This window comes from Streptomyces sp. R35 (assembly GCF_041053035.1).
GTDB lineage: Bacteria > Actinomycetota > Actinomycetes > Streptomycetales > Streptomycetaceae > Streptomyces > Streptomyces lutosisoli.
Genome location: NZ_CP163440.1, coordinates 11,003,204 through 11,028,257, shown reverse-complemented (window position 1 = coordinate 11,028,257; position 25,054 = coordinate 11,003,204). Strand labels below are relative to the sequence as shown.

Below are 25,054 nucleotides of genomic sequence, written 5' to 3'. Positions count from 1 at the left end.
TCACCGGCTCACTGGTAGTGGACGAAACGCCGGCTGAGCCGGAACTGGAGGGCGGTGACCGCCATGATCAGCACGAACAGCAGCACGCCCACCGCGGACGCCTCGCCGAAGCGGAGCTGCTCGAACGCGCTCTCGTAGATGACCATCACGACGGTGCGGGTGGAGTCGCCGGGCCCGCCGTTGGTGAGGACGTACGGCTGTTCGAAGACCTGCAGGGCGTTGATGATGCCGACCACCGACGCGACCAGCAGGGTGGGTGACAGCAGCGGCAGCGTGACGTTGAGGTGCTTGCGCAGACCGGTCGCGCCGTCGAGGGAGGCGGCCTCGTGGATCTCCTTGGGGATGTTGTTCAGGCCCCCGACGAACAGCAGGAAGGAGAAGCCGAACTGCTGCCAGACGTAGACCAGGATGACCGCCGCCATCGCCGAGTTCTCGGAGGTGAGCCACGGCACCGGAGCGATGCCGATCAGCCCGAGCAGCCAGTTGACGACACCGAAGTCCTGGTTGAACAGGTACTTCATCACCACCGAGATCGACGCGGCGGACAGCACCAGCGGGAAGAAGAATGCCGAACGGAACACCGAGCGCAGCCACACCGGCATCCGCCCGTTCACCGCGAGCGCCAGCACCAGCGCGATCAGCAGTTGGAGGGCGACCGCGAGCACCATGAACACGAGCGTGTTGCGGAAGGACACCAGAACGGTCGAATCGCTCAGCATCTCGCGGTAGTTGGCGGCCCCCGCGAAGCTCGGGTCGTCGATCACGTTCCAGTGGAAGAGGCTGAGCACCACCGAGCCGACGATCGGGACGACCGTGAAGACGACGATGCCGACGATGGTCGGGGCCAGGAACAAAGTGGCCAGCAGGCGGGTGCCGCGGTCGCGGGCGGACGGCCGCGCGGGGGCCACGGGCGGGGGAGCCACCGTCCTTGTCCGGGCGGGAGTCCGAGTGTTCGTCATACGTCACGCTCCATGGCCTTCTCGAGATCGCCCTGCATCCGGCGCAGCGCGGGGCCCACCGAGCGCCGTGCGGCGAGCGCGGTTCCGGTGTGCTTGAGCAGCACTTGCTCGACCTCGGCGACCTGCGGCGGCGCGGGGATCGGCCCGGTGTCGGGGAACTTGTCGAGGGTGTCGTAGAAGGTCTGCCAGTGGTTCGGGCCGGTCTCCCGGTAGCGGTCGGCGGTCAGCATCGAACGGCGGGCCGGGGTGGTCTGGTTGGTCTTGAACAGCCGCATCAGGGTGTCCCTTCGGGCGGCGTACTTGATGAACTCCCAGGCCTCCTCCTGCCGCTTCGACGTGCGCAGCAGGGCGTAGCCGGCGGCGCCGAACTGCATGCGCTGGGTGCGCCAGCGCGGGAAGTACTGCACGTCGTAGTCGGCCGCCTGCATGCCTGCGAGATGCAGACCGCCCGCCCAGAAGCCGCCGGCCGGCGTGACGCCGACCCGGCCGGTGGAGAACACGCCGACGAGGTTCTGGCCGTTGCCGCCCTCGGGGCGGGTGCACAGGTCCTCCTGGATGAGGGAGGCGAGATAGTCGTACGCCTCCTCCACGCGGTCGTGTGTGGCCTGCGGGGTCGTCCACTGGAAGCCGCCCCCGCGGCCCTGCCGTTCGGCGGCCGGGTAGAAGGAGTCCCACAGCCAGGCGCCGCCGGGCGCCTTGGACTCGGTGAGCAGGTTCGTGCCGTTGGCGAAGAGCCAGGGCACCACGCCGCCCCACAGGCGGTTGGTCCAGAAGTACGGGGTGAACTGGCTGCCGCTGGACTTCTTCATGTCCCGCAGCAGCGCGGTGAAGTCGTCGCGGGTCCAGTCGGCCGCGGGGAAGCTCGCGCCCGCCCGCTTCAGGACCTGGTTGTTCAGGTACATGTCGGCCGCGTTGAACTCGACCGGCAGCTGGTAGAGGCTGCCCTCGTACATCATCGACTCCACCAGCGAGGGGTGGACGTCGGCGAAGTACTCGCGCAGTTCGGCCGCGTCCCGCTTCACCCACTGGTCCAGCGCGACACCCAGCCGCTGGGCGAAGAGCTGGACGCCCTCGGTGGCGACGTAGACGAGGTCGGGGGCGGTACCCGCCGCGATCTGGGTGAGGATCTTCGCGAAGAAGTCCGACCAGTCGACGGCCTGCACCGCGTTGATCCGGAGCTTGATGTCTGGGTGCACCTCGCGGAAGCCCTCGGTGAGGGTGCGGATGGCCTCCGGCCCGTAGGCGGGGCCGAGGGTGGCGACGACGAGGGAACCGTCGTCGCGGCCGGGTATGTCGGCTCCGGTGAGCCGGTCCCAGCTCGCTGCGGTACCGGTCAGGGCGGCGGCACCCGCGCCGTAGGCGCCGTACCGCAGCAGCCTGCGGCGGGAGATGTGCGAGTCGGTCATCCAACGGGCCTAACTCGTGTTAGTTCAGGGTTGATGCCCCAGATGATGGGAAGTGCGCGACGGCGCTGTCAAGAGTCGTGCACCCCTTGACCTTTAACGAGTTAGGCCGCACAGTCCTGACCCCATGAGCCGCCGTTCCGAGCTCGACGAGCTCAGTGACGAGAGGAACGATGTGTGATGCGTGGGATGTCCAGGAGAGCGCTCTTCGCCGGATCGGCCGGGGGCGCGGCAGCCGTGCTGCTGCCGGCCGCGCCCCCGGCCGCCGCGAAACCCAAGTCCGCGGCCGCTTGCGCCAGTTACCGCGCCGCGTACCACTTCACGGTCCCCGACCAGTGGAAGAACGATCCGCAGCGACCGGTGTGGATCGACGGCGAGTACCACTACTACTACCTCTACAACGCCGACTACCTGACGGGCGGCACGACCGCGGGCACCGCCTGGCGGCTGGCCACCAGCACCGACCTGGTCGCGTTCACCGACCGCGGGATCGCCGTGCCGAAGGACACCACCGCGGGCGGCGACGTCTGGTCGGGGTCGGCACTGGTCGACACCGACAACACGGCCGGCTTCGGCGCGGGCGCGGTGATCGTCATCGCCACCATGGCGCCCGACGAGGTCACTCAGGCGCAGTACCTGTACTACTCCACCGACGGCGGCCGCTCCTTCCGCAACCACGGCACCGACCCGGTGCTGGCCAACCCCGGCGTGCCCGACTTCCGCGATCCCAAGGTCGTCCGTGACGAGGAACACGGTCGCTGGGTGATGGCCCTCGCCGAGAACAACAAGATCGGCTTCTACCACTCGGCGGACCTGAAGTCCTGGACGTACGCCGGCGGATTCATCAAGGACGGCCTCGGCGTCCTGGAGTGCCCCGACCTGTTCCGCAGCACCGCGGACGACGGCACGGCGAAGTGGGTGCTGGGCGCGAGCGCCAACGGCAAGGCGGCCGGGCTGCCCAACACGTACGCGTACTGGACCGGTTCCTTCGACGGCACCACGTTCACCGCCGACGCGAGCGATCCGCAGTGGCTCGACCACGGGTGGGACTGGTACGGGGCCGTCACGTTCGAGAAGCGCCGGGACGACGGTTCAGTGGATCCGTCCGTCCGGCACGCGATCGGCTGGCTCAACAACTGGGACTACGCCAACACCACCCCCACCATCGACTGCGACGGTTTCAACGGCACCGACTCGATCGTCCGCGACATCACCCTGAAGCGGGCCTCGAACGGGACGTACTACCTCGCCTCGCGGCCGGTCTCCGCCCTGGACGACCACGTCTCGCGCACCGTGGACCTGGGCGACCTGGAGGTCGACGGCACCCGCGTCCTCGACTACACCGGCACATCCTACGAGGTGACGACCGAGATCACCTGGGACACACTGACCGGCGCCGGCCTCCAGCTGCGCCGTTCTGCCGACGGGGGGCGGCACATCGACGCCGGCATCTACAACGACTTCGCGTTTGTCAACCGCCGCAACACCGTCAACCCCGACAACTCCAGTAAGTGGCAGGAGAGTCACAGCCCCTTCGACCCGTCGGCCCGCACGGTGAGGCTGCAGATCCTGGTCGACCGCACGTCCGTCGAGATGTTCGTCGACGACGGCCGGTACGCGCACTCGTCGGAGGCGTTCCCGTATCTGATCGACACGGGGCTCGCGCTGTTCTCGATCGGGGGCACGGCGGTGTTCCGGAACACAGTGATACGGGAGTTCACCGTGTGAGGTCCCGAACTCGCCGCATTCAAAAAGGAGTTGGGGTCGAAGGCCGTGAGCGCGCACGCTTGGTTCGTGACGGTCGAAGACGGCGTACTCATCGACGCGCTGGGCAGCGAGCCACGCCGCCCGGACGCCTTCCGGGCACTCCTGCGGCGCGGCCCCGCGGCTCTTCCGGCCATCCGGCGCGGACTGACCCACCCCGAGCCACGGGTACGGGAGCAGTGCTGCAATCTGCTGGACGAACTGCTCGCCCCGGAGGCCATTGACGAGCTGATCGCGAGGCTCGACGACCCCGACGCCCGGGTGCGGGTGGCAGCCCTGCACGCCCTTTCCTGTCTGCGGTGCAAGCCGGACGCGGATGCCTGCCGTCCCGACCGCGTCCGGCTTCTGCCGAGCGCCGTCCGTCTCCTCCAGGAGGACGTGGACCCGCAGGTCAGGATGAGAGCGGCCGAACTCGTAGGACTGTGGGTCCACGAAAACGCGGACGCCGTCGCCGCGCTGCTCCGCTCCCGCGACGAGGATCCGTCCCCGGCCGTGCGCAAGAAGGTGGGCTGGTACACGCCCGGCGGTCCCATTCACCGCCGTACTGCTCCCAAGGGCATCTAGCTAACGTGCCCCACATGACAGATCCAGGGCAGGCCAGGCGAAAATCCAGTCACCTGAGCGAGCTGACCGACGCGTACGACTTCTTGGACCAAGTGCGACTTCGTCCGGGCGTGTGGGTGCGTGGGGGCTCGCTCCTGCATCTGGAATCTGTGCTGTTCCAGGTGCAGCCACTCGGGCCCGTAGTCGAGGGGCTGGGCTGCAACGTGGGTGGGCAGGCCCCGGCCGGGCTGGCCGGCAGCCGATGCGAGCTGGGCGGTGTCGGCTGCCATCTGTTGGTCACACCAGGTGATCAGCAGCCGATGGCGCCATCAGCGTGACGTACGGTCGCGGCTGCAACCGAAGGGGGCCCTGCGGGGCTCTAGGCCTGTGATCCGCAATTCGCCGGTGAGGAGACAGAGATGACCCCCTGGAGCAACGAGAGCCTCAGTTCGTGCGCCGTCTTCGACCCATACGCCGCACACCCCAGTGACAATGCCTGGCCGACTCCCGCCCAGCCCCGCGATGACATCGACTACTTCCTGCCGCCACCCAACCCCGCCCACCGCCTCAGCTACACCCTCACCCCATACGACCAGCAACGCCTCGCCCTGCATGCGGCACTCACCGCCGCCGGCATCCCCCCGATGCCCGAAGACCGTGCCGTCATCGACCAGCTCAGCGCCCTGCCGGCAGACGTCAACAACACCCTCCAGCGCTGGCTGCACCACGCCCAATGAGATCAAGGGAGCCGCGTCGTGAGCGTGGCCTTAACTCCCTGAGTCGTCTCCGCAGGACTTGACGGCCTGCACCGACGGCTCTCCCAGGACCCTGCCGGAACCGGCCGGCGTATGCTCGATGGAAATGACCTCGTCTTTGGTCAGTCCGCCATCCTGCCGAGCCCAGTACGTACCGTCGCGGTCCTGGAAGCCGATGGCCGGTTGGTCGAACCCCACATAGTCAGGCAAGTCCTTGAGGCTGAGGTCGAAGTCATTGGCCTCCGTGACGGGAAGCCAAAAGGTTTCTCTATCCTCCCCAGTGTCCGCTTTCGTGTACTTGAGAGACTTGGTCTCGATGATCACGGAGGAGCAGGGTGGTAGCGACGGGAAGCTCACCTTGAAGGCCACGGGGCCACGGCTTGTATCTCCCTCCACAACCATGAAGGTGATGCCCAGGTTCGCCACGGGGTCAGCGGACCTGTTCATCACGTGGAGTCGCCCCTCGCCCTTTTGGCCTCTGTCAACCCAGTACGAGACTCGGGCAGCCTGCTCCCGTTGCTTCTGCTCCACCTGTTCCCGGGACTGCTCCAGTTGGTCCGCCGCAACGCGGGCGCTCCAAAGTGTGCCGACAGCCGTTGCCACCAGGCCGCCGATGCTCACCACGATGGTGACGACCGCGCCTAAGGCGAGCAGGTTGAACCGCCCGAGCTTCAGGCCGCTTTCGGGTTCTTCTGCTCGTTCGCGGGCCCGGACGCGACTCGGGGCGGCGCGCTGCCTGGCCAGCCTCAGTCTCATACGTCTCTGCGGTGCGTTGCTCGGCAAGCGTCCCCTCCCTGACATCTCTGTGTAAAGGCATCTTCCCCTCAGCCGGCGGCTGACGGGGTCTGCTTGATGCCGTCGACGACGGCGCTCGAGGATGGTGGCGCTGGTGAAGGTCACGGTGCCGGGCTTCATCAGGCGGTGGCGGGCGACTACGGCCGCACACGGACCCCGGAACCTGACGAGTGCGCTGAAAGCCTTCTGGGCGGCTGACGCGAGGTCAGGACGCTTCTGTTACTGGGCTGTTGAGAATCCCCTCGTACTGTGGTGATCAACACGGCGCCCGCCAGCGCCCCTCATGCAACGGAGAAGAAGCATCATGCGCCTGTTCCACGCCGCCACCGCACTCGCCGCCACGTCCGCGCTGGCCCTGACGCTCACCGCCTGCGGGAACGGCAGCGGCAACGACGCCTCGGGCGACCAGTCGTCCGCACCGGCTTCCTCGCCCTCGGCCACTGCGGCCGACGGCGCCCCGGCCGAGAACACGGGTGCCACCAAGGACGCGGGCAGCAGCACGGGCGGCGGTACGGGCACCAGCACCGGCAGCAGCGGCGGCACCGGCGCGAGCCGCTGCCACACCGCCGGGCTGGGCTTCTCGTTCGGCTCCGGCGACGGCAAGGTCAGCAGCTCGGACGACCAGCAGCAGCTGGCCGTGGTGCTCAAGAACAAGACGTCCGCCGCGTGCACCATCCAGGGCTTCCCCGGGGTCGACCTGAAGGCCTCCAGCGGCAGCTGGTCGCTGACCCGCAGCAGTGCAACGCCCAAGAAGGTCACCCTGGCCGCCGGCAGCAGCACGACGTTCACCATCACCTTCCTGCCGTGGACCCAGGGCAGCGGCACCGAGTTCAAGGCCACCTCGGTCGTCATCACCCCGCCGAACGAGACCACCTCGACCACCCTGACCTGGCCCGGTGGCAGTCTGCTGCTCCAGGACGGCGCCACGCACCCGGGCACCTACACCGGCCCCGTCGGCGGCTGACGGCCCGCACCGTCCCACGAGAGCCCCGTCCGCATCGCGGACGCTGTTGGTAAATCCGGGGTCTGCGTGACGACGGCCTGCATGACCCCGTTGGGGTTGTGCAGGCCGTCGTCGTGTTTTTTGGGGTGGGTTCGTGTCGTTGCGTGGGGTGGAGCTGGCGGAGATCCCGGAGGAGACCGTGCGGGTGGGGCGTGCGGTGTTTCCGAAGAGGTGTCTGGCGATGCGGGTGCGAGATGTCCTCAGGCCGGTCTTCGCCGACGCCGACTTCGAGGAGCTGTTCCCTGTGCGGGGACGGCCGGCGGTGTCCCCGGCGCGGCTGGCGCTGGTGTCGGTGTTGCAGTTCGCGGAGGGGCTGACCGTCCGGCAGACCGCGCACGCGGTCCGCTCGCGTCTGGACTGGAAGTACGCCTTGTCGCTGGAGCTGACCGACACTGGGTTCGACTTCTCGGTGCTCAGCGAGTTCCGTGGTCGGCTGGTCGACGCGGATGCGGGCCGGGCGGTGTTCGACGAGGTGCTGCGGGCGGCCGGGGAGGCCGGTTTGGTCAAGGCGGGCAAGCGGCAGCGCACGGATGCCACGCACGTGCTGGCCGCGACGCGGGACTTGAACCGTTTGGAGTTCGCTGGTCCGGCTACAAGGTTCATCTCAGCGAGACGTGCGAGCCAAACGCCCCTCACCTGATTACGCACATCCACACCACGCCGGCACCGGTCAACGACGACGCTGTCCTGGAGGACATCCACACCGCGCTCGGCGAACGCGGGCTCCTGCCGGACGAGCACCTGGTGGACGCCGGCTATATCGACGCCGAGCAGATCCACCACGCCCGCCGCGATCACGACGTTGACCTCGTCGGCCCGGTTGGAAAGGTGACCAACAAGAAACAGGTGGCAGGAGACTTCTTCGACAACACACGCTTCACCGTCGACTGGGACCAGTGCACCGTCACCTGCCCGGGCGGCAGGACCAACACGGTCTGGAGCGCCACTCACAGCCACCGGGGCACCCCGGTGACCCGCGTCCGTTTCTCCCCACGGGACTGCGACCCGTGCGCGATGCGGGCCCAGTGCACGGGCTCTTCACACGGCCGCTCCCTCACCTTCCGGCCGAGAGCAGAACACGAGATTCTCCAGCAGGCCCGACCGGAACAGGACACCGAACAATGGCGCCTCCGCTACGGACACCGTGCCGGTGTCGAGGGCACCATCTCTCAAGGCGTTCAGGCATTCGGCCTGCGTAGATCACGCTACCGGGGACTCGCCAAGACCCGACTGCAACACCACTTCACCGGCGCCGCCATCAACCTGGCCCGCCTCGACGCCTGGCTCACCGGCAGACCACTCGCCCGCACCCGCGTATCACCCTTCGCAGCAATCCGCCCCGCTGGATGAGACCCAGCGGGGCGGATTTACCAACAGCGTCCGCATCGCGGACGGGGCTCCGAGGAGACCGGTTCCCCGGACGTCCCAGACCTCTCGGGCACTGGTCGGCTGCTGTGCCGGATGCCTTGGGCGACGTCGGCCCTCAGGGCGAGCCTCCTGTGCTCGATCGACCGGCCCGGGCTCCGGCTCCGACCGCAACATTTCCTGGCCGGTCTTCCGCGCGCCTTCGACTCGCGAGCGATGCACGCTGCCGCTCGGCGACGCGCTTCGCTCACCGGCCAGCCTGGCGCAATCGGGGCAGGCGAGGTCATACGCCCCCGGTGCCAGACGCTGACGCTCCGCCTGGGCCTTGCGCTCCGCCAGGATGGGCTCGAGCCGCTCATCGTGGGGGATCCTCGACACGGCCCCCGTACCCGTCCGGGCATCCTTGACACAGTTGCTGCCTGCCACAGCCTGACAGTGCGGGCCATTCCCCTTGATCCAGTACCGTCGCGCCACGTGCACGTGCAGCAGTCGTCCCGGCTTGGAATGCTTTCCCTCGGGCTGGGCCCGTGCCGCCTGTTGGGCCTTCCGCTCGTCCACGATCGGCTGCAACCGCTCATCGAGGGGGGGACTTACGCATCTTCCCGGCGTCGGTTCCCTCAGCAAGAACGCAGTCCCCGCCCTGGGCGGCGTGACAGCGTGGACAGATTCTCTCGATCCAGTACCGGCGGGCCACACGCGGGACCGGCTGCAGCCGCACGCCGTCCAGCTGGTCCATGACTCGGCGAACTCCCGGACGTGAGCGACGGTGTCGGCCAACTCCGGGCAGTGATCGAGGAGTTGCTTGAGGCGGAGGTCTTCCTCGCTGGTCAGGCCGTCGGGGTGGCGGGTGAACCAGGCGGTGCCCTGGCGCACGGTCGGAGCTTCGGGAAGGCCGCTCAGCGGCGGGTCGGTTCCGCGCAGGGGCTCCAGCCAGGGGCACACGCTGCGGGCGCCGCCAAGGTCTGCCTGGACCCGCCGAACGAGCCCCGGCCCACTCCGGTCGAAGCCGCCAGGCCGGACCTGACGAGACCCGCCCGGTCTCTCCGGCTTGACGCATGCCGATATCGGAATACGATGGACACATGGCACGAGCAGCGACGACGTCGGACGTCTTCAACGCGATCGCCGAGCCGCAGCGCCGGGAGATCCTGGTGCTGCTACGGGCGGGTGAGCGGCCGGTGACCGAGTTGGCCCACGAGTTGGGGATGACCCAGCCGGGGGCGTCCAAACACCTGCGGGTGCTCCGGGAGGTCGGGCTGGTGCGGGACCGCAAGGCAGGCAAGCAGCGCCTGTACGGCCTTGACGCCCGCGGGCTGCGACCGATCCACGAGTGGACCGGCGGGTTCGAGCGGTTCTGGAACGAGAGCTTCGACCGGCTGGACGAGTACGTGCAGGACCTCAAGCAGGCAAGGCAGGAGGAGTGACCGATGGCAGCGACAGGACGGGACGCGCCGGCGCAGTCAGCGACGGCCGACCGCGAGATCGTGATCTCCCGGGTCATCAGTGCCCCACAGGAGCTGGTGTTCGAAGCGTTCACCGAGGTGCGGCACCTGTCGCGGTGGTGGGGACCGGAGGGGTTCACCACCACAACGCGGGCGTTCGAGTTCCGCGTCGGCGGGGAGTGGGCCTTCGTGATGCACGGACCGGACGGGACGGACTACCAGGAGTGGATCTCCTGGACCGAGATCGCCCCGCCGGAGCGGATCGCGCTGCTGCACGGTGAGTCCCGCGGCGACCCGAACGCCTTCGAGTCGGTCCTCACGTTCGCGCCCGACGGCGCGGCGACCCGAATCGAGATGCGCACGGTGTTCCCCACCAAGGAGCTGCGCGACGAGGCGGTCGAGAAGTACCACGCGATCGAGGGCGGCCGGCAGACCCTGAGCAACCTGGCTGCCTACGTCACCGACCTCGCGCGGAAGGGAGCGGAGGGCTGATGGCCGGGAAGGTGTTCTTCAGCGTGACGATGTCGCTGGACGGCTTCATCGCGCCCGAGGAGCGCATGGATGACCCGGATGTCCAGCGCTGGATGGCGCAGTGGATGGAGCTGCAGCAGTGGATATTCCCGCAGCGGTTCTTCCGGGAGAACCTGAAGCTCGGCGAGGGCGGCGAGGAAGGGCGCGACAACGACATCGCGCGGGAGACGTTCGAGCGCACCGGCGCGAGTGTGATGGGCAAGCACATGTTCGACCTCGGCGAGCAAGCGTGGCCGGAGGAGGCGCCGTTCCACACGCCGGTCTTCGTCGTGACGCACGAGAAGCGTGACCCCTGGGAGCGGCCGGGTGGAACCACCTTCCACTTCGTCAACGACGGCATCGAGCCCGCGCTCGACCAGGCCCGCGCCGCCGCCCGCGACCGGGACGTCCGCATCGCGGGCGGCGGCGCGACGATCCTGGAGTACGTGAACGCGGGCCTGATCGACGAGTTCTCCATCGCGCTGTCACCCGTGCTGTTCGGCTCCGGAATCCGCCTGTTCGAGGGCGTGGACGCGCGCCGCGTGGCCCTGGAGCCGGTCCGCGCGGAGCCCTCCCCAAGGGTGACGCACCTGACCTACACCGTCAGGGAGCGGTAACTGTCCCGAAGTCAGCGCTCTCCCGCCGAGGTCAGCTGCCTGCGGACAGCCCGGCCCGCCCTGGCGGCGACGGATGGCGATACGTGCTCACCTATGGGGGCGGGGAGCTGGCCATGTACGCCGAAACGGTCTCCGAACGCTGTCCGCAGTGATCCCCGGCTACGACGAACTTCCCAGCAACGAGAACGGCGACGAAGCAGCGTTCGTGGCTCGCTACGAGGCGGTGATCGAGCTGGCCAACCTGGTGCAGACCGGGCTGGTGATCGACGCCACCGAGAACGACGGCTGGTCACCGGAGCAGGTCACCGAAGACGAGCTGAATGCCTGGTCCCAGTCGAAGGTGGTGCCGTTCGTTCCCTATGAGGGTGCCGACGGCACGGTGTCGGCTGAGTGGCGCGTCGATGTTCCCCTGGTGGTGATCGACACCGACTACGCCCTGTTTACCGGCTCTTCGATTTCAGCGGGGCGCGATGGTGGCGAGTAGGTCCCAGTTCGGTCTGCCGGCGTAGAGCAGGACGCGGACTCGGTAGTTGCGGAAGCGGCGGAACCCGAACCCGACTCGTTTGATGCGTTTGATCAGGTTGTTCAACGCCTCGGTCGGCCCGTTGGGCGGCGGTGCGGCCATCGACCGGTGGATCCCCCTACACGCTCAGACCCCGCTCAGATCCGAAGCGCCGGCATTCCAGCCTTCCCAGACGGTGATCAATGAACCGTTTGCGGCTATGACGACAGGCCAACCGCCTTCTCGGACTTCGTTCATCCCTGAAAGGGCGGGGCCGGTCCAGTGTCGTGCTTGTCCGGGTTCTGTTTGATGGATGCGGGATGAGGCCGTGCTTGGGCTGGGGGTGGGGTGGTCCCGTTCCTTTCATCGCATCAGAGAAGGTCGGTGTAGAGCTTCGTCGTCAGCTGAACGCCACAGCCACCCAGCGGCAGCCCGCACCAGAACATGTCGTGCTCGTACCGCCAACGGAAGGCGTCCCACTCGATCGGCTCCAGCGGCAGCATCAGCGGCTCCTCCGAGTCCGCACTGCCCAGGACCGCCGTCTGAATCTGCCGCCTGTCACCCCGCACGAACCCCCACCCTCTCACCCCAACTCATCCTGCCACCTGCCCTGTTCACCCTCCAGACCACCAAGTGCCGCATCAGACAACGTTCGCCCTGTTGTCGGCCGGCGGTGCCAGCGCGAGCTGAGTGGCGGTTTACTCGGCGTCGAGCTGGTGGTCGGCCCAGACGTAGCTTTCGGGGAGCAAGTCGGTGATAGGGACGGTCCGGATGTGGTCGTCTTGGCCGACGATGACTTTGAGGGCGGGGAAGTAGTCGAGAAGGACCTGACGGCACCGGCCGCACGGGGGGACAATCCCCCGGTCGCGGTCGCCCACGGCGACGATCGTGTCCAGCTCATAGGCGCCCTGGGCGGCTGCCGCGCCTATGACGACCAGCTCGGCGCAGGGGCCTCCGGTGAAGTGGTAGGCGTTCACCGCCGTGACGATCCGGCCGTCCCGAGCGCGGGCCGCGGCCGCCATGGTGTGGTTGTCGCCCCGGCAGCGAGTGCGAGCGACGTGCGCCGCGGCCTGGATGAGTTCGTGGTCGACGGGGTGGGTCTGCATGGTCGTCTTCTCTGCCTTCGTCAGGTGTCAGGCGACGTTGACGCGCGTGACGAGAGCGCGCAAGCGAATATCGGCAGCGTGCTTGTTCCGCCAGATGATGTAGCGGCGGATCATGCTGCCCTGTTCCTTGTGGCTGGCGTGGTCGGTGCCGTCCAGCGCGAAGTACCGCAGGGCGGTGAACTGGGCCTCGATCCGGTTCAGCCACGAGGTGTTGGTAGGCATGTAGGCGAACTCGACGTTGCTGGCTACGGCCCAGTCACCGACCCGGGTGTCCTTCTTCGTGGTCAAGTGCGGGGAGAAGTTGTCGAGCACGATCGCGATCCGGACCTTGGGCGGGTAGAGGCTGCGCAAGTAGCGGCAGAACTCCAGCAATTACCCGCTGTGCACGGCCGGCCGTGCGAGCCAGGGGGTCTCGGGCTCCAGGCCTTCAGGCCAGCCCCGTCCCAGGAGCGCGAAAGCCGATCGGATCGCCCTCTCACGGTCAGGGTTGGCTCGCCGACGGCCGGGGCATCCAGGGACCGCTCAGCCGTCATGCGACACACCCGCGACACAACCAGGGCCACCTACAACCTCGGTGGCTTTCCCTTGCGGGTCAAAGACTAGATCGGCCTTGAACAGCGCAATCACTCCGCAGCCGTGTGCGCAGGTTGAATCCTGCCGGAGGCACTCTTCATGAGGTGCCCAAAGAGCCCTTCACCAGCGGAGACGCTGAGGCCGGGGTCTTCGCGTATGTGGGCAGCCATGTGCTGCCCCAAGCGGCCGCATGCCGAGGTCTGTGGACGAGGCGTGGACGGGATCTTGAAGGATCGTCACAGGTGAGGCCCGGCAAGCTCCTGGCCGTGCGCCTGCCCTTCCAGCCTTCCCGTGCATCCGGGTGCGGATACATCAACTGGACATGGATGGCCCGGCGCCGGCGTGCGGGGTGATGGCGAGGACTCCAGTGAGGCGGGTGTCCTCGTCGGCCGTCTTACCGAGAAAGGCCTTGTCGTCCGTCCACGTCCCGGTGCCGCCCTCACGGGTCTCGCCGAAGGAGGTGAAGTACCGCTTGGCGACGGCCAGATCGGTGGCGGCCACGGCAAGTGTGAACGTGCCGTACGCGTCGCCGGCGAGGAGGGACAGCTTCTCCGTGCCGGACTCGTTGGTGCGGACGGCGATCGTCGAACCGCCCGCGGTGTAGTAGCGCTGGCCGCAGATGTCGCCTGGCCGGCACGCCTGGCTTTGTCCCTGAGAACCCTCACACCCCCTTCACCGAAGGTCCGCGCTTTACCTGGGAGCGGGGCCCGCCGAAGCCGGATCAGGCGCGCAGGGTGACGCCGAAACGGGTCCTCATCCGCCGCAGTTCCCACAGCGCGACAGCGGTCACCGACAGCGGCCCGCCCAGCGTGGAGCAGAACTGGACGATGGGCGGGCCCCCCGGCATGCCGTCGCCGATCAGGCTGAAGGCCGCAAACACCCACACCAGCGTCAGGGTGAGGACGGGCGGCAGCATCGGGTGGACCTGGGCGCTGTTGAAGGCGCTGCGGGCCGAGTACAGCGACGCCATGAAGAAGAAGGGAAAACCCCACAGGATCACGATCAGCGAGGCGACGGCCAGTGCGTACTCCCACCAGCTCTTCCCGTCGTCGGCGTCGACGGTCAGGGCCGTCGGGACGAGGATTCCGCCCATCACGACCAGCGTCAGCACGTACCAGCCGACCGCCTTGAGCGGAGCGCGCAGCCGGGAGCGCAGATGCGGCCGCAGGTGCGGGGGCGCGTAGTAGATGAATCCGATGATGACCAGGGGCGCGGCGATGATCAGCACGAACGGGGCGACGATGAGTTGGGCGGCACCGCCGTACGCCGCGTCCTCCCAGCGGTTCGGATCCACGTTGTAGGCGAGGATCAGGGCGATGGTGGCGGCGGCACCGAGCACCGTGCGGGCCAGCTGGACGCGGTCCACGGTGCGGTCCTCGATCCGGCCGTCGCCCTGCGCGAAGAGCCTGGTGGCAACGCGGTGCGCGGAGCGCAGGATCGCGCCGACGAGCCCGAAGGGAGAGACGAACGACAGGCAGCCGCGGCGGCGCCGGACGGCGGGCCTCGTGGGCTGGGGGCCGTAGGGGTACGGAGGCTGGTTCGGGTACGGGTACGGGCCCGGATTCGGTGGTGGCGGACCGTACAAGCCGCCCTGCGGTGGTCCGTAGGGAGCGCCCCAGCCGCCCTGGCCTCCCGGTCCGTTGCCGCCAGGCTGACCCGGGCCGTTTCCCGGCCCCCATCCCCCCGTAGCCATGCCGCTCCCCGTTCGCTTTCGGCCAGTTGGTGTGTGTCCTGTGGTGCCAGGCGCAGTGTAGTGGCACCACAGGTGACAGACAGAGGCCGCGCTCGTTGCCGGTCGCGCCGCCTTGCCCGTCGCGCCACATACGTGCATATCCGTCAGCGCGCCCCGCATTGCCTCACTACCCACCGTGGCACCGGCACCCGCTCACCTTGCTTTGCCAGCTGTAGACCGCTCCTCCGCGGCATCTCGTGTAGCCCTGCGTGACCGTGGAGGAACCAAGCCCCGGGCCAGTGGCACAGGCCGACAGCAGCTCAACACGCAGAGCTTGACAGGGAACAGACCTGGGACGACAACAGCACCATCGCCAACCACGAATCGCTCACCCTGCGCGCCCGCTTCGACCACGACGCCCAATCCCGTGACCCGAAGTGGACCATCGCCGCGTACGAAACACCCGTCAGCGGCCTCATGTGTGGGCGTTCTAGCTCATGTGCAGAGCGAAGTACGGGCTCAAGGGCTCTGTCGCTGATCACGTGGCGGAGTCGATTTGTGGCAGGTATCTCCTGGGTGTGCACCTCAGGCGGATTACAGGAGGTTCTTCCTCATCTGGCCGGTGTGGTGGTCGAGTTGGTGGAGAGGACCAGAGATCAGATCACGTTGGGTGCACGGGTCCGCTCGTCGTCGGGTCGGTGTCCGCGCTGCGCGATGTGGTCGTTGCGGGTGCGTGGACGCTCTGAGCGGCAACTGGCTGATGCCTCGATCGGGGGCGCCGAGGTCCTGTCAATCCCCTCGAATCGCGGAGACCTTCCTATGCAGCCAGCCCCTCGCTGAGGCGGGCCCAGTAGTCGCGTTCGTAGTCGATCGGGCTCTTGAAGCCACACACGCTGAGTAGCCGTCGGGCGTTGTAGTAGTCGGTGATCCAGGTGGCGATCCGGATCCGGGCCTCGGTGCGGGTGGCGAAGGCGTGCCGATGGACGTACTCGACGTTCAGGATGCTGTTGAACGCCTCGCTGACGGCGTTGTCGAAACAAGATCCGACTATGCCCATGGACTGGGAAACGCCCAGCTTGCGGCAGGCCCGGCGGAACTTCCGCGAGGCGTACTCGCTGCCGCGGTCAAACTTGCCCTCACCGGTCTCGATCTCCGTCATGTCCCCGCACCACACCAGGTCGGGTGCCTCGGCGGCGAAGTCCCGGTTGACGAAGTCCGCGGCGGCCGGCCGCTTCCCCGGCCGGGTCAGCCCCCGCCGTCTGCGGACCTTGCGGGCGACCAGACCGAGCTCGGCCATCAGCTTTGCGACGGTGTTCACCGAGACCCGCCAGCCTTGCCGCACCAGCCGGATCCAGATCTTCGGCGAGCCATAGGTGCCGCCGGAGTCGGTGAACTCCTCCTGCACTGCCTCGGCCAGCTGCTGGCGGCGTACTTCCCGCCGGGCCGGCCGGCGGGTGCGGTGCTTGTAGAACCACCACTCGCTCACGCCCAGGGCGCGGCACGAGACGCGGTGCAGGATGTTGTGCACGGTCCTGAAGTCGCTGATCACCCCGGCCACTTGTGCCGGGTCCGCCCCAGCTACTTCACCCACAGGACCATGCAGCGCTTGACCACATCGCGCTCCATGACCAGTTCTTTGTTGTCCCGCTTGAGCTGGGCGTTCTCCCGCCGCAGCCGCTCCAGCTCATCACCTTCGCCGGCAGGTGCCGTCCCGGCCCGGCGGGCCCGGGACACCCAGCTGGCCAGGGTTGTCTCGTTGATGCCCAGGTCCTTCGCGACCTCGGCGATCGGCTTGCCGGTCTCCGTCACGATCCGTACAGCCCCCTCACGGAACTCCGGATCGAACTTCCGTCGCTTCTCCGCCATGACTCCCAACTTCCCCTGCAGTCACGGTCTTCACGCTACGAGGGGAGGGACACCCCCGCAGCACGGCAAGCAGCAGGCCGGCGAGGCTGTCCGCATCCGCATCAGCATCCAGAGAGCCTTCCGCTTGGGCCCGCGCGATGCAGCCGCGCCGCTCCGCGTCCCAGGTGATGCCTTCGGCGACGTTGCGTACATGCCGCTCGAGCATGGGCAGGGCTGGGCCGGAGCCGCCAAGAGCTGTGCGCCAGGCTCCCAGCGCGTCGCTGTTGTAGCTGTCGAGCGCCCGAAGGAACAGCGCGTGCTTGTCCCCGAAAGCTCCATACAAGCTTCCCCGGCCCAGGCCTGTTGCCGCGCTCAGGTCGTCGATGGAGGTGCCGTTGTAGCCCACGGACCAGAACTGATCGCGGGCAGCCCGCACAACCTCTTCTTCGTCAAACTGTCGAGGCCGAGCCAGGGGGCAACTCTACGCCGCGTACAACAGCCGAGATCGCCGTCGGCGGCCCGCTCGAGTCGTTCGTGACCTCCTGGCGGGCCCGGGGTTTCAGCCCAGTGACGGTCGCCAATGACATCGGCCTGCTGGAGCGAACGTTGAAGGCCCTGGGGCGCCCGACGTGGGATGTCACGCCCGGGGACATCGACCGCGTGGTCGGCGGCCTGGCCGTGGAAGGGCGGGCGCCGACCACTGGCCGTGGATACGTCCAGATCTTCAAGGGCTTCCACCGGTTCCTGCAGGCCCGCAAAGCCGTCGAGATCGAGGCCGCGTTCGGGGTGCGGCAGGTCTGCCCGGTGGACGAGTTCAACGCTTCGCGGAATGTCGGCGATGACTCCCCGGCCGCTACGGGCTGGACCGTGCGCGTCGACGCGGGCTGGAAGCCCGAGCTGCTGCGGCGCCTTGCAGTTGAGACGCTGGGTCGCTGAAAGTCTCAGCGGATCTGGCCCAGGAGGTCTGGATGTCCGGTGTCGTCTCAGTTGATCTGGTCCAGCCAACCCGATCGGCTCAGGCCGGCAGGGCTCGTAGCCCCTCCCCTCCCCCGCTCACGGTCTTCGCCGGCACCCGCGACCTGATCCACCCCGACAGCGGCCGCCTTGCGGGACGGGCCGACGCGTCCGGCCTCGCCGTCGACCCGTGAGGCCGACGGCCAGCCGCACGTCCATTCGCTACTGCCGACGAGCCGCCCGCCCCGACCCCCGGGCCGCAGTACTATCCCCGCCAGCGCTCATGCCGCCGCGTCGTACGCGGCCCGCACCGGGACCCCGGCGCCGGTCCGGGGCTGCGGGGCGTGCTCCGTGAACACGGCCAGCCGCAGCACGAGATAGCGGCCGATCCCGACGAGCGCGGTGGCCGACAGGTACACCGTCTGCTGCAGGACGAGTCCGGCGCCGGGGTGGAGCGCGGTCAGCGAGCTGACCGCTGCGGAGGTGACCAGCCAGCCGGCGGCGATGGTGGCCGCGCTCTTCAGGTGGCCGGTCAGACCGGGCCGTCCGTGGCCGAACGAGATGCGGGCGTGCAGCTCGGTGGCGACCACGGTGGAGGCGACGGTGGTCAGTGCGTTCGCCGCCATCCACGGGATCCACTGCGAAAGCAGGACCAGGGCTGCCGAGGCTGCCAGGGTGACTCCGCTGCCCAGCCCGGCGAAGCGCCCGAAGGCCGCCGTGTGCCGACGGATCAGCCGCAGGCCGTTCATGGTGATCCCCTCCCGGTCCGCTGCCCCTGGCGGGGCCGTCGTCGTCATGCCGCAGAGCGTGGGCGACCCCCCATTCAGCGCGGTTTCAGAGCGTTCTCAGGGGTGCCGGCGGTGGTGAAACCGGTGCGGCGTTACACCGCCGCCCGCCGCGACCGTGATCAGCTGCTCAACGGACCGGAGTTGAGGGAACGCCCCGAGCCGGCCGTGCCCGCCGGCTGGACCACCGGCACACTCAAGGCGGCCCCGCTCAACCACCACGATCTGTCCGACGCGCCGAAGGGAACGGTTCCCAGGCCGGAGTACGACCCGCAGTGGCGAACCGTGAACGAACGCCTCGTGGCCAAAGCGGCCGAGCTGACCGCGGCAGGCAACGAGGTGTCGGAACGGACGCTGTTCCGGCTGAGGACGAAGTGGCGGGACGAAGGGCTGTGGGGGCTGGTGGATCGGCGAGCTACGAGGTTGTCCATGGCGCCGGGCACCGGCCGGGTGGACGAGCGCCTGGTCGAGGCGGTCCTGGAGGTCCTGACCGCACAGGAAGACTCGTCGACGGGGACCCGCACCCGTGTGATCCGGCAGGCCGAGAAGCTGGTCGCCGAACGGCACGGGGAGGGCACGGTCCCCCTGCCGTCACGGGCAGCGTACTTCCGGCTGCTCAAGTCGCTTTCCGAGGGGCGCCACAGCTTCGGGGCGGCAACGACCCGAAGCTCTCTGGCCGGGCGGCCGGAGGCTCCGGTCACCCCGACGCTGGCCGCCCGGCCCGGCGAAGTAGTGCAGATCGACACCACCCCGCTGGACGTGCTGGCCATCCTGGACGACGGCGTGACCGGCCGGGTCGAGCTGACGATCGCGGTCGATGTCGCCTCCCGCACCATCTGCGCGACGATCCTGCGGCCAGCCGGAACCAAGGCCGTGGACGCCGCACTGCTGCTGGCACAGATGCTGGTGCCCGAACCGATGCGGCCCGGCTGGTCGGACGCTCTACGGATGTCGGCCTCGCTGATCCCTCACGCCCCGGTTGATGAGCGCCGACGCCCGCCTGGAACACGCCGCGACACGGCCGGTGATCGTCCCGGACACGATCATCGTGGACCGGGGCAAGGTCTTCGTTTCGGACACGTTTGTCGCGGCCTGCCGTTCGCTGGGCATGTCCTTCCAGCCCGCACGGCCTGCCACGCCGACGGACAAGGGAGTCGTGGAGCGGACGTTCGAATCCATCAACTCGATGTTCTGCCAGCACGTCGCCGGATACGTCGGCTCCGACACCACCCGCCGTGGCCGCGACGTCCAGGCGGTCTGGACGATCTCGGAACTCGCCGATCTCTTCCACGAGTGGGTTATCGCCCGGTGGCAGACCCGCCCGCATGACGCTCTGCGCAGTCCGTTCCTGCCGGGCAAGGCCCTCTCGCCGAACGAGGCCTACGCCATGCTGGTCTCCCGCACCGGCTATCTGCCGGTCTGTCTCGGCGGTGACGACTACATCGAGTTGCTACCCGTCGAGTGGCGGAAGATCAACAACTACGGCATCACGCTCGACTACCGCACCTACGACTGCCGGGAGTTGGGCTCCTACCGGCGCCAGCCGTCCGGAGTGGACACCAAGGGCAACCTCTGGGAGGTCCATTACGACCCCTACGACCTGTCACATGTCTGGGTACGCGATATCCGGGCCGGAGGCTGGATCACCGTTCCCTGGACCCGGCTGGGCACGGTCTCAGCGCCGTTCGCCGATTTCACCTGGCGCCATGCCCGAGCCGTGCTGGCCGCCAAGGGCGCCGACGACACCGACGAGGACGCCATCGCCGTCGTCATCGACGACCTGCTGACGCGCGCCGAGAGCGGGCCCGACCGGCGGATCGCCGCCCGCACCAAGGCGGCAACGGCCGTCCCCGCACTGCCGCCGGCGCGCCGCGAACCCGATCCCGAGACGGATCAGGAACCTGACGGTGATGGGGAGATCGCCCAGGTCATTCCGTTCGGTGTGTTCGACGCCTTCACCGACGGGAGCCGCTGATGACGCACTTCCTCGAGCCGGAGGAAGTCGACCACCCGCTGACGACCAAGGAGGGCTGGACCGCCTTCACCGCGGAGACCACCACGGCGCCGGCCGTCTTGGCGCCCGCGGCCCTGCAACGGCTCACCGAGGCGGAACGAACCGCCTACGACCAGGCCCTGGAGGACTATCACGCGCAACTCGTCATCGTCTCCACCCCGACGATCCGCCATGTCACCGCGACCGGCCGCAAGCGCATCCTGCTCAACCGGCACCAGCACTCCGCCCGCCGCGGACTGATCGTCTCGGGCCCCGCCGGGACCGGGAAGACCACCGCCATCACCCAACTGGGCAAGAGCTATGAACAGTTGGGACGCCGTCGCGGCGAGATCCCGCCGGACTCCCTGCCGGTCGTCTACGTCGCCGTCCCGCCCGCGGCCACGCCGAAGATGCCGGCCATCGAGTTCGCACGGTTCATCGGCCTGCCGCTGCCCTCGCGGTTCAGCCAGGTCGAAGTGACCAACAAGGTCTGCGATCTGCTCTGCACACTCGGCTGCCGTCTCGTGCTCATCGACGAACTGCACAATCTCGACATCGGTACGCGGGTGGGCGCCGAGGCATCCGACCAGATCAAGTACCTGTCCGAGCGCATCCCCGCGACGTTCGTCCTGGCCGGCGTCGACGTCGAGGGCACCGGACTGTTCGCCGGACGCCGCGGCGGGCAGATCGCCAGCCGCTACACCCTCATTCCCACCAGCCCGTTCCGCCACAAGACCGAGGAACAGCGCGGCTCCTGGTGTTCCCTCGTGGCGACTTCGGAGGAGTCCCTGCGGCTGCGAGCCCACCGACCGGGGAGCTTGCTGGACCTGAGTTCCTACCTGCACGACCGCACCGGCGGAATGATCGGCAGCCTGTCCCACCTTGTCCGCGAGGCCACCCTGGACGCCCTCCTCGACGGCAGCGAGAAGATCACCAAAGCCTCGCTGGAACGGGTCGACCTGGACGAGAGCGCCGAACAGCAGAACATTCCCCGCGCGCCGGCGCCGCAGACGCGGCACGAAACACGTCGCGTGACCGACCGGCCGCGGCCCCTGCCACTGACGCCGCCGCCCGTCCACCACGAGACCATCGGCTCCTACCTGAACCGCCTCGCCGACGCCAACCACGTCACCATTGGCTACCTCTCGCACCTGCTCGGCCCGTCCCGCCAACACCGCCACGTCGACAACCGAGTCGGCTACTGGACCCCAGACGCACTGCGACGGCTCGCGACTTTGACCGGACGGAACCCGTCATCCCTGGTCCACGCAATGCCGCCGCTCGGCTCGATCAGCGACCCGCTTCGACACCATCGGTCCGCCACAGAGGAGGTCATCGACCCGCAGCGCCGCCCTGCCTGCCGCCTCTGCATGGCCCGGCGGCACGTCCACGGGCTCGTCGTCCGCAGCACCCCGCACCACGAAGGTGTCTGCCACCGGCACAGCCGCTGGCTCCTCGGAGCAGAGCAACACGATCTGACGCTGCTGCCCGAGGTTCTGCGGGCCGACCTCCAGCATCACCGGATCGTCCGCCGGGGCGCCCATCCCTTCACCGAGCTGGCCTTCATCGACGCCCGCGACTGCCTGACCAGGTGGTTCACCGGTGAGCAGAGCGGAGAGCCTCTTCGGCAGAGGTGGAACCGCCGACTCGAAGTGCTGGGCGAGGACCCGTTCGGTGATCCCCACCGTCCCTCCGAGCCCCGAATCGAAGTGGCCACCTACCCCGAAGTCATCGTGCTCACCGGCCTGCTCACCTCCCCGCACTGGCGCGACCACCCCCAACTGCCCGCAGAGGCACGCCGTTTTGGCGTTGCTCAGACCCAGCTCGGGCCGGGACTGGTCCGGAAACTGCCACCTTCACTGCGAATCCTGGAGCAGGGCGTCTCACCACCCTGACTTCAGTGAAGAACCGACTCGACCTCGGTCAGTCGATGCCTTCGACGATGCGGAAGTCGCGCTCGACGCCGTCGGAGAGGGCGACCAGCGCCTCCTGGTAGGCCGCACTCTCGTGCGCCGCGACGGCCTGCTCGAAGCTGTCGAACTCGACCAGGACGGTGCGCTCGGCGATTCCGGCGTCATGCGCCACGACCCGACCGCCACGGACGAAGGTCCGACCGCCCCCGGCCTTGACGGCCGGAGCGGCCAGCTTGTTGTAAGCAGCCAGCTTCTCAGGGTCTGAAATGGTGCGGTAGACGCTGACCCAGTAGCCCTTGGGCATGGAACCTCCAGTGTTGGGATGAGTGCATCTGACTTACGGGTTGGTCTCGGACGAGCGTCGGCAGGCGAGAGCGAGGCTTGTCAGCGTCGTGATCGCCATGGCGCCGATGCCGACCAGCGCCGCGGTGGTGTAGGCGCTGTCGTCGGGGAAGAGGTGGCCGGGGCCGGTGCCCGCGGCGAGGATCAGGCCGCCGATGGCGCTGCCCAGGGAGTACCCGACGCTGCGGACGACGTAGTTGAAGCTCATGGCGCTCGACGTCTCGCTCTTGGGGGTGACGGCCAGGATGACGCCGGGCATCGCGGCCGAGAAGCCGCCGACGCCGAAGCCGAGCACGCCCATCGCCGCGAACAGTTCGGCCAGGTCCGACCGGACCGCCGCGAACAGGGCGAACCCGCCGCCGGCCACGACGGCGCTGCCGGCCAGGAGCAGGGGGTCGGCGATCCGCGTCCGGACCCGCGGCGTGAGCTTGCCGGCGACGAACCCCAGCACCGAGAACGGGATGAGGACCAGCCCGGCGACGAAGGTCGTCAGCCCGAAGCCGTAGCCGGCGCCGTGCGGCGTCTGCGCGTACCGGGTGATGAGCGTGAGCAGGAGGTACATGCCGATCCCGCCGACGAACATGGCGAGGTTCGCCCCGGCGACCGCCGGGTGCCGCACCGCCCGCACATCGACCAGGGGCGTCGTGCTGCGCAGCTCGATGACGGCCCAGACGCAGAGCAGCACCACCGCGACGACGGCGAGGCCCGCCGCCACGGCGAGGTGCCGGCTCCACAGATTCCGTTCGCCGGCGAGGAACAGCACCAGGAGCAGCGCAGCGGCCAGGACGACCGCGCCTGCCACGTCCACGTGGGCGGAGCGGCCTTCGGGGGCTTCGGGCATGGAGCGCCACGCGGTCAGGAGGGCGGCGGCGGTGACGACCAGGCCGAGGCCGTAGGCGGCCCGTACCCCGCCGAGCTCGGCGAGCAGTGCGGCCAGCGGGTAGCCGACGCCGGCCCCGATGATCGAGACCACCGAGATCAGGGCGATCACGGCCGCGCTGCGCTCCTCGGGGAGGTGGTCCCGGGCCACGCCCATCATCAGCGCCGTCAGCCCGAGCCCGACGCCCTGGGCCGCCCTGCCGGCCAGCAGCCACGCGAACGGCAGCGGCAGCACGGTGAGCGCGCTGCCGGCGACGACGACCGCCAGCGTGGCGAGGATCGTGGCCCGCCGGTGCGGGCCGGCTCCGAGCCGGCCCAGGACCGGCGTGGCGACGGCGCCGCTGAGCAGCGCGACGGTCAGCGTCCACTGCGCGCTGCCGAGCGAGACGTGGAACGAGGTCGCCACGCTGGTGATGAGCGGCGTCCCGAGGCTGGCGACCGCCGCCACGACCAGAGCGATGAACATCAGGGCGGGGACCAGCAGCCGCGCCTCGGAACGCGCCACCGGGAACGCCTTCACCGCGACCCCGCCGACCGGCTGCCCGGTCACTGCTTCGGCCCTTCGCGGTCCTGGCTTTCGAGCTCTGCCAGATGCTTCAGCGCCGGAAGGGCCGCCACCAGCGCCTCGACCTCGTCGCCGGTGAGCTCGCCGATCAACCGCTCGAACGCGTGGACGCCCGCCTGGCGCCGCGTCCGGACATAGGAGGCGCCGGCCTCGGTCAGGCACACCAGCGTGACCCGCTTGTCGGACGCGTCGCCCCGCCGCTCGACCAGGCCGGACTCCTCCATCACCCGGGCCAGGGCGGTCATCGCGGGCTGGGTGACGCCCTCGACCGCGGCCAGATCGGTGATGCGCCGCGGGCCGGTCCGGTCCAGGGTTGCCAGGGTGGCGGCGGACGTCAGGCTCATGTCCCGGGGCAGGCGTCTCGCGGCCCTGGTGGCCAGGCCGTAGAGGGCTGCCCCGATGGCGGCGGACGCGCCAGGAGCGGTGTCTTGACGACTCATGCTCGAAGCATAGCATTTTTATATTTATAGTTTATGGAAATGGCAACCGCCGACTCGAAGTGCTGGGCGAGGACCCGTTCGGTGATCCCCACCGTCCCTCCGAGCCCCGAATCGAAGTAGCCACCTACCCCGAAGTCATCGTGCTCACCGGCCTGCTCACCTCCCCGCACTGGCGCGACCACCCCCAACTGCCTGCAGAGGAAGCACGCCGTTTTGACGTTGCTCAGACCCAGCTCGGGCCGGGACTGGTCAGGAAACTGCCACCTTCACTGCGAATCCTGGAGCAGGGCGTCTCACCACCCTGACAATGCCCAGCTCAGGAACCACCG

27 protein-coding genes and 2 pseudogenes are annotated in these 25,054 nt (G+C 68.7%); 13 read left to right on the top strand and 16 right to left on the bottom strand.

Translation table 11 applies throughout. The features are described from left to right. Nucleotides 1–8: 8 nt before the first annotated feature. A complete protein-coding gene (locus AB5J50_RS49850) occupies nucleotides 9–959 on the bottom strand; it encodes a carbohydrate ABC transporter permease (RefSeq protein ID WP_369265115.1) in 951 nt (316 codons plus the stop codon). Next, a complete protein-coding gene (locus AB5J50_RS49845; RefSeq protein ID WP_369265114.1) occupies nucleotides 956–2,365 on the bottom strand; it encodes an extracellular solute-binding protein in 1,410 nt (469 codons plus the stop codon). Before AB5J50_RS49845 ends, AB5J50_RS49850 begins: the two co-directional genes overlap by 4 nt. A 177-nt stretch (nucleotides 2,366–2,542) precedes the next feature. Between AB5J50_RS49845 and AB5J50_RS49840 the strand changes: the two genes are divergently transcribed. The 3 genes from AB5J50_RS49840 (at nucleotide 2,543) to AB5J50_RS49830 (ending at nucleotide 5,406) form a co-directional block, all read left to right on the top strand. After that, nucleotides 2,543–4,090 carry a glycoside hydrolase family 32 protein gene (locus AB5J50_RS49840; RefSeq protein WP_369265113.1) on the top strand — a complete coding sequence of 516 codons (1,548 nt, stop codon included), beginning with the start codon at nucleotides 2,543–2,545 and terminating at the stop codon, nucleotides 4,088–4,090. A 66-nt stretch (nucleotides 4,091–4,156) separates the two neighbouring features. Next, nucleotides 4,157–4,690, top strand: coding sequence for a HEAT repeat domain-containing protein (locus AB5J50_RS49835; protein ID WP_369265112.1), 534 nt, complete (start codon nucleotides 4,157–4,159; stop codon nucleotides 4,688–4,690). Nucleotides 4,691–5,088: 398 nt separating this feature from the next. Beyond that, entirely contained in the window at nucleotides 5,089–5,406 is a 318-nt protein-coding gene (locus tag AB5J50_RS49830; RefSeq protein WP_369265111.1) for a hypothetical protein, read from the top strand. Between the two features lie 30 nt (nucleotides 5,407–5,436). On the opposite strand, the gene AB5J50_RS49825 is transcribed toward AB5J50_RS49830, so the two are convergent. Further along, complete coding sequence (locus AB5J50_RS49825; protein WP_369265110.1) at nucleotides 5,437–6,207, bottom strand: hypothetical protein; 771 nt, start codon at nucleotides 6,205–6,207, stop codon at nucleotides 5,437–5,439. Between the two features lie 316 nt (nucleotides 6,208–6,523). Here AB5J50_RS49825 and AB5J50_RS49820 point away from each other — a divergent pair, with 316 nt between their 5' ends. The 6 genes and pseudogenes from AB5J50_RS49820 (at nucleotide 6,524) to AB5J50_RS49795 (ending at nucleotide 11,640) form a co-directional block, all read left to right on the top strand. Next, the gene (locus AB5J50_RS49820) at nucleotides 6,524–7,183 is read left to right on the top strand and encodes a DUF4232 domain-containing protein (RefSeq protein WP_369265109.1); all 660 of its coding nucleotides are present in this window, start codon (nucleotides 6,524–6,526) and stop codon (nucleotides 7,181–7,183) included. Between the two features lie 133 nt (nucleotides 7,184–7,316). After that, nucleotides 7,317–8,572: pseudogene (locus AB5J50_RS49815) on the top strand (transposase). Nucleotides 8,573–9,669: 1,097 nt separating this feature from the next. Further along, on the top strand, nucleotides 9,670–10,011 hold the full coding sequence (locus AB5J50_RS49810; RefSeq protein ID WP_369265108.1) for an ArsR/SmtB family transcription factor: 342 nt from the start codon (nucleotides 9,670–9,672) through the stop codon (nucleotides 10,009–10,011). A gap of 3 nt (nucleotides 10,012–10,014) precedes the next feature. After that, on the top strand, nucleotides 10,015–10,521 hold the full coding sequence (locus AB5J50_RS49805; protein WP_369265107.1) for an SRPBCC family protein: 507 nt from the start codon (nucleotides 10,015–10,017) through the stop codon (nucleotides 10,519–10,521). Then, entirely contained in the window at nucleotides 10,521–11,156 is a 636-nt protein-coding gene (locus tag AB5J50_RS49800; RefSeq protein ID WP_369265106.1) for a dihydrofolate reductase family protein, read from the top strand. The genes AB5J50_RS49805 and AB5J50_RS49800 overlap by 1 nt, the downstream gene beginning before the upstream one ends. A 148-nt stretch (nucleotides 11,157–11,304) precedes the next feature. Next, nucleotides 11,305–11,640 carry a hypothetical protein gene (locus AB5J50_RS49795; protein WP_369265105.1) on the top strand — a complete coding sequence of 112 codons (336 nt, stop codon included), beginning with the start codon at nucleotides 11,305–11,307 and terminating at the stop codon, nucleotides 11,638–11,640. Here the strand turns inward: AB5J50_RS49795 and AB5J50_RS49790 are convergent. The 9 genes and pseudogenes from AB5J50_RS49790 to AB5J50_RS49750 form a co-directional block, all read right to left on the bottom strand. Beyond that, complete coding sequence (locus tag AB5J50_RS49790) at nucleotides 11,614–11,793, bottom strand: transposase (RefSeq protein ID WP_369265736.1); 180 nt, start codon at nucleotides 11,791–11,793, stop codon at nucleotides 11,614–11,616. The genes AB5J50_RS49795 and AB5J50_RS49790 overlap by 27 nt on opposite strands. A gap of 236 nt (nucleotides 11,794–12,029) precedes the next feature. Next, nucleotides 12,030–12,227, bottom strand: a complete 198-nt coding sequence (locus AB5J50_RS49785) for a hypothetical protein (RefSeq protein ID WP_369265104.1) — start codon at nucleotides 12,225–12,227, stop codon at nucleotides 12,030–12,032. Between the two features lie 129 nt (nucleotides 12,228–12,356). Beyond that, the gene (locus AB5J50_RS49780) at nucleotides 12,357–12,764 is read right to left on the bottom strand and encodes a cytidine deaminase (RefSeq protein ID WP_369265103.1); all 408 of its coding nucleotides are present in this window, start codon (nucleotides 12,762–12,764) and stop codon (nucleotides 12,357–12,359) included. A gap of 27 nt (nucleotides 12,765–12,791) precedes the next feature. Continuing rightward, nucleotides 12,792–13,133, bottom strand: a pseudogene (locus tag AB5J50_RS49775) (transposase); the annotation flags it as partial. A 516-nt stretch (nucleotides 13,134–13,649) separates the two neighbouring features. Continuing rightward, nucleotides 13,650–13,838 carry a hypothetical protein gene (locus AB5J50_RS49770; protein WP_369265102.1) on the bottom strand — a complete coding sequence of 63 codons (189 nt, stop codon included), beginning with the start codon at nucleotides 13,836–13,838 and terminating at the stop codon, nucleotides 13,650–13,652. A gap of 220 nt (nucleotides 13,839–14,058) precedes the next feature. Continuing rightward, nucleotides 14,059–15,030, bottom strand: coding sequence for a hypothetical protein (locus AB5J50_RS49765; RefSeq protein ID WP_369265101.1), 972 nt, complete (start codon nucleotides 15,028–15,030; stop codon nucleotides 14,059–14,061). A 796-nt stretch (nucleotides 15,031–15,826) separates the two neighbouring features. After that, nucleotides 15,827–16,600, bottom strand: coding sequence for an IS3 family transposase (locus AB5J50_RS49760; RefSeq protein WP_369265100.1), 774 nt, complete (start codon nucleotides 16,598–16,600; stop codon nucleotides 15,827–15,829). Next, nucleotides 16,588–16,875, bottom strand: coding sequence for a transposase (locus tag AB5J50_RS49755; protein ID WP_369265099.1), 288 nt, complete (start codon nucleotides 16,873–16,875; stop codon nucleotides 16,588–16,590). Before AB5J50_RS49755 ends, AB5J50_RS49760 begins: the two co-directional genes overlap by 13 nt. Next, nucleotides 16,835–17,290 (bottom strand): TetR/AcrR family transcriptional regulator, encoded by a 456-nt coding sequence (locus AB5J50_RS49750; protein WP_369265098.1) that lies wholly within the window; start codon nucleotides 17,288–17,290, stop codon nucleotides 16,835–16,837. The genes AB5J50_RS49755 and AB5J50_RS49750 overlap by 41 nt, the downstream gene beginning before the upstream one ends. 131 nt (nucleotides 17,291–17,421) lie before the next feature. Here AB5J50_RS49750 and AB5J50_RS49745 point away from each other — a divergent pair, with 131 nt between their 5' ends. Together AB5J50_RS49745 and AB5J50_RS49740 are read left to right on the top strand one after the other, a co-directional pair. After that, a complete protein-coding gene (locus AB5J50_RS49745) occupies nucleotides 17,422–17,790 on the top strand; it encodes a hypothetical protein (RefSeq protein WP_369265097.1) in 369 nt (122 codons plus the stop codon). 32 nt (nucleotides 17,791–17,822) lie between these two features. Next, the gene (locus tag AB5J50_RS49740) at nucleotides 17,823–18,002 is read left to right on the top strand and encodes a hypothetical protein (RefSeq protein WP_369265096.1); all 180 of its coding nucleotides are present in this window, start codon (nucleotides 17,823–17,825) and stop codon (nucleotides 18,000–18,002) included. A gap of 87 nt (nucleotides 18,003–18,089) precedes the next feature. Here the strand turns inward: AB5J50_RS49740 and AB5J50_RS49735 are convergent, their stop codons facing one another. Further along, nucleotides 18,090–18,605, bottom strand: coding sequence for a hypothetical protein (locus tag AB5J50_RS49735; protein WP_369265095.1), 516 nt, complete (start codon nucleotides 18,603–18,605; stop codon nucleotides 18,090–18,092). Between the two features lie 970 nt (nucleotides 18,606–19,575). On the opposite strand from AB5J50_RS49735, the gene AB5J50_RS49730 reads away from it, so the two are divergent. Then, complete coding sequence (locus tag AB5J50_RS49730) at nucleotides 19,576–20,568, top strand: Mu transposase C-terminal domain-containing protein (RefSeq protein WP_369265094.1); 993 nt, start codon at nucleotides 19,576–19,578, stop codon at nucleotides 20,566–20,568. Beyond that, nucleotides 20,568–22,481 (top strand): TniB family NTP-binding protein, encoded by a 1,914-nt coding sequence (locus AB5J50_RS49725; RefSeq protein WP_369265093.1) that lies wholly within the window; start codon nucleotides 20,568–20,570, stop codon nucleotides 22,479–22,481. Before AB5J50_RS49730 ends, AB5J50_RS49725 begins: the two co-directional genes overlap by 1 nt. A gap of 28 nt (nucleotides 22,482–22,509) precedes the next feature. Here the strand turns inward: AB5J50_RS49725 and AB5J50_RS49720 are convergent, their stop codons facing one another. The 3 genes from AB5J50_RS49720 to AB5J50_RS49710 are packed head-to-tail and all read right to left on the bottom strand — an operon-like array spanning nucleotide 22,510 to nucleotide 24,629. Further along, nucleotides 22,510–22,803: a DUF1330 domain-containing protein gene (locus AB5J50_RS49720; RefSeq protein ID WP_369265092.1), complete on the bottom strand. Its 294-nt coding sequence runs from the start codon at nucleotides 22,801–22,803 to the stop codon at nucleotides 22,510–22,512. 33 nt (nucleotides 22,804–22,836) lie between these two features. Continuing rightward, entirely contained in the window at nucleotides 22,837–24,270 is a 1,434-nt protein-coding gene (locus AB5J50_RS49715; protein ID WP_369265091.1) for an MFS transporter, read from the bottom strand. Continuing rightward, nucleotides 24,267–24,629, bottom strand: coding sequence for a MarR family winged helix-turn-helix transcriptional regulator (locus tag AB5J50_RS49710; RefSeq protein ID WP_369265735.1), 363 nt, complete (start codon nucleotides 24,627–24,629; stop codon nucleotides 24,267–24,269). Before AB5J50_RS49710 ends, AB5J50_RS49715 begins: the two co-directional genes overlap by 4 nt. Nucleotides 24,630–25,054: the final 425 nt, after the last annotated feature.

Bases quoted from the DNA above. Each gene is read 5' to 3' on its own strand.
- AB5J50_RS49840 (WP_369265113.1), top strand. From the start codon at position 2,543: ATGCGTGGGATGTCCAGGAGAGCGCTCTTCGCCGGATCGGCCGGGGGC.
- AB5J50_RS49735 (WP_369265095.1), bottom strand. From the start codon at position 18,605: ATGACGACGACGGCCCCGCCAGGGGCAGCGGACCGGGAGGGGATCACC.
- AB5J50_RS49710 (WP_369265735.1), bottom strand. From the start codon at position 24,629: ATGAGCCTGACGTCCGCCGCCACCCTGGCAACCCTGGACCGGACCGGC.
- AB5J50_RS49820 (WP_369265109.1), top strand. From the start codon at position 6,524: ATGCGCCTGTTCCACGCCGCCACCGCACTCGCCGCCACGTCCGCGCTG.
- AB5J50_RS49730 (WP_369265094.1), top strand. From the start codon at position 19,576: ATGAGCGCCGACGCCCGCCTGGAACACGCCGCGACACGGCCGGTGATC.
- AB5J50_RS49780 (WP_369265103.1), bottom strand. From the start codon at position 12,764: ATGCAGACCCACCCCGTCGACCACGAACTCATCCAGGCCGCGGCGCAC.
- AB5J50_RS49720 (WP_369265092.1), bottom strand. From the start codon at position 22,803: ATGCCCAAGGGCTACTGGGTCAGCGTCTACCGCACCATTTCAGACCCT.
- AB5J50_RS49810 (WP_369265108.1), top strand. From the start codon at position 9,670: ATGGCACGAGCAGCGACGACGTCGGACGTCTTCAACGCGATCGCCGAG.
- AB5J50_RS49830 (WP_369265111.1), top strand. From the start codon at position 5,089: ATGACCCCCTGGAGCAACGAGAGCCTCAGTTCGTGCGCCGTCTTCGAC.
- AB5J50_RS49850 (WP_369265115.1), bottom strand. From the start codon at position 959: ATGACGAACACTCGGACTCCCGCCCGGACAAGGACGGTGGCTCCCCCG.
- AB5J50_RS49740 (WP_369265096.1), top strand. From the start codon at position 17,823: ATGTCCGGTGTCGTCTCAGTTGATCTGGTCCAGCCAACCCGATCGGCT.
- AB5J50_RS49755 (WP_369265099.1), bottom strand. From the start codon at position 16,875: ATGGCGGAGAAGCGACGGAAGTTCGATCCGGAGTTCCGTGAGGGGGCT.
- AB5J50_RS49805 (WP_369265107.1), top strand. From the start codon at position 10,015: ATGGCAGCGACAGGACGGGACGCGCCGGCGCAGTCAGCGACGGCCGAC.
- AB5J50_RS49845 (WP_369265114.1), bottom strand. From the start codon at position 2,365: ATGACCGACTCGCACATCTCCCGCCGCAGGCTGCTGCGGTACGGCGCC.
- AB5J50_RS49800 (WP_369265106.1), top strand. From the start codon at position 10,521: ATGGCCGGGAAGGTGTTCTTCAGCGTGACGATGTCGCTGGACGGCTTC.
- AB5J50_RS49765 (WP_369265101.1), bottom strand. From the start codon at position 15,030: ATGGCTACGGGGGGATGGGGGCCGGGAAACGGCCCGGGTCAGCCTGGC.
- AB5J50_RS49725 (WP_369265093.1), top strand. From the start codon at position 20,568: ATGACGCACTTCCTCGAGCCGGAGGAAGTCGACCACCCGCTGACGACC.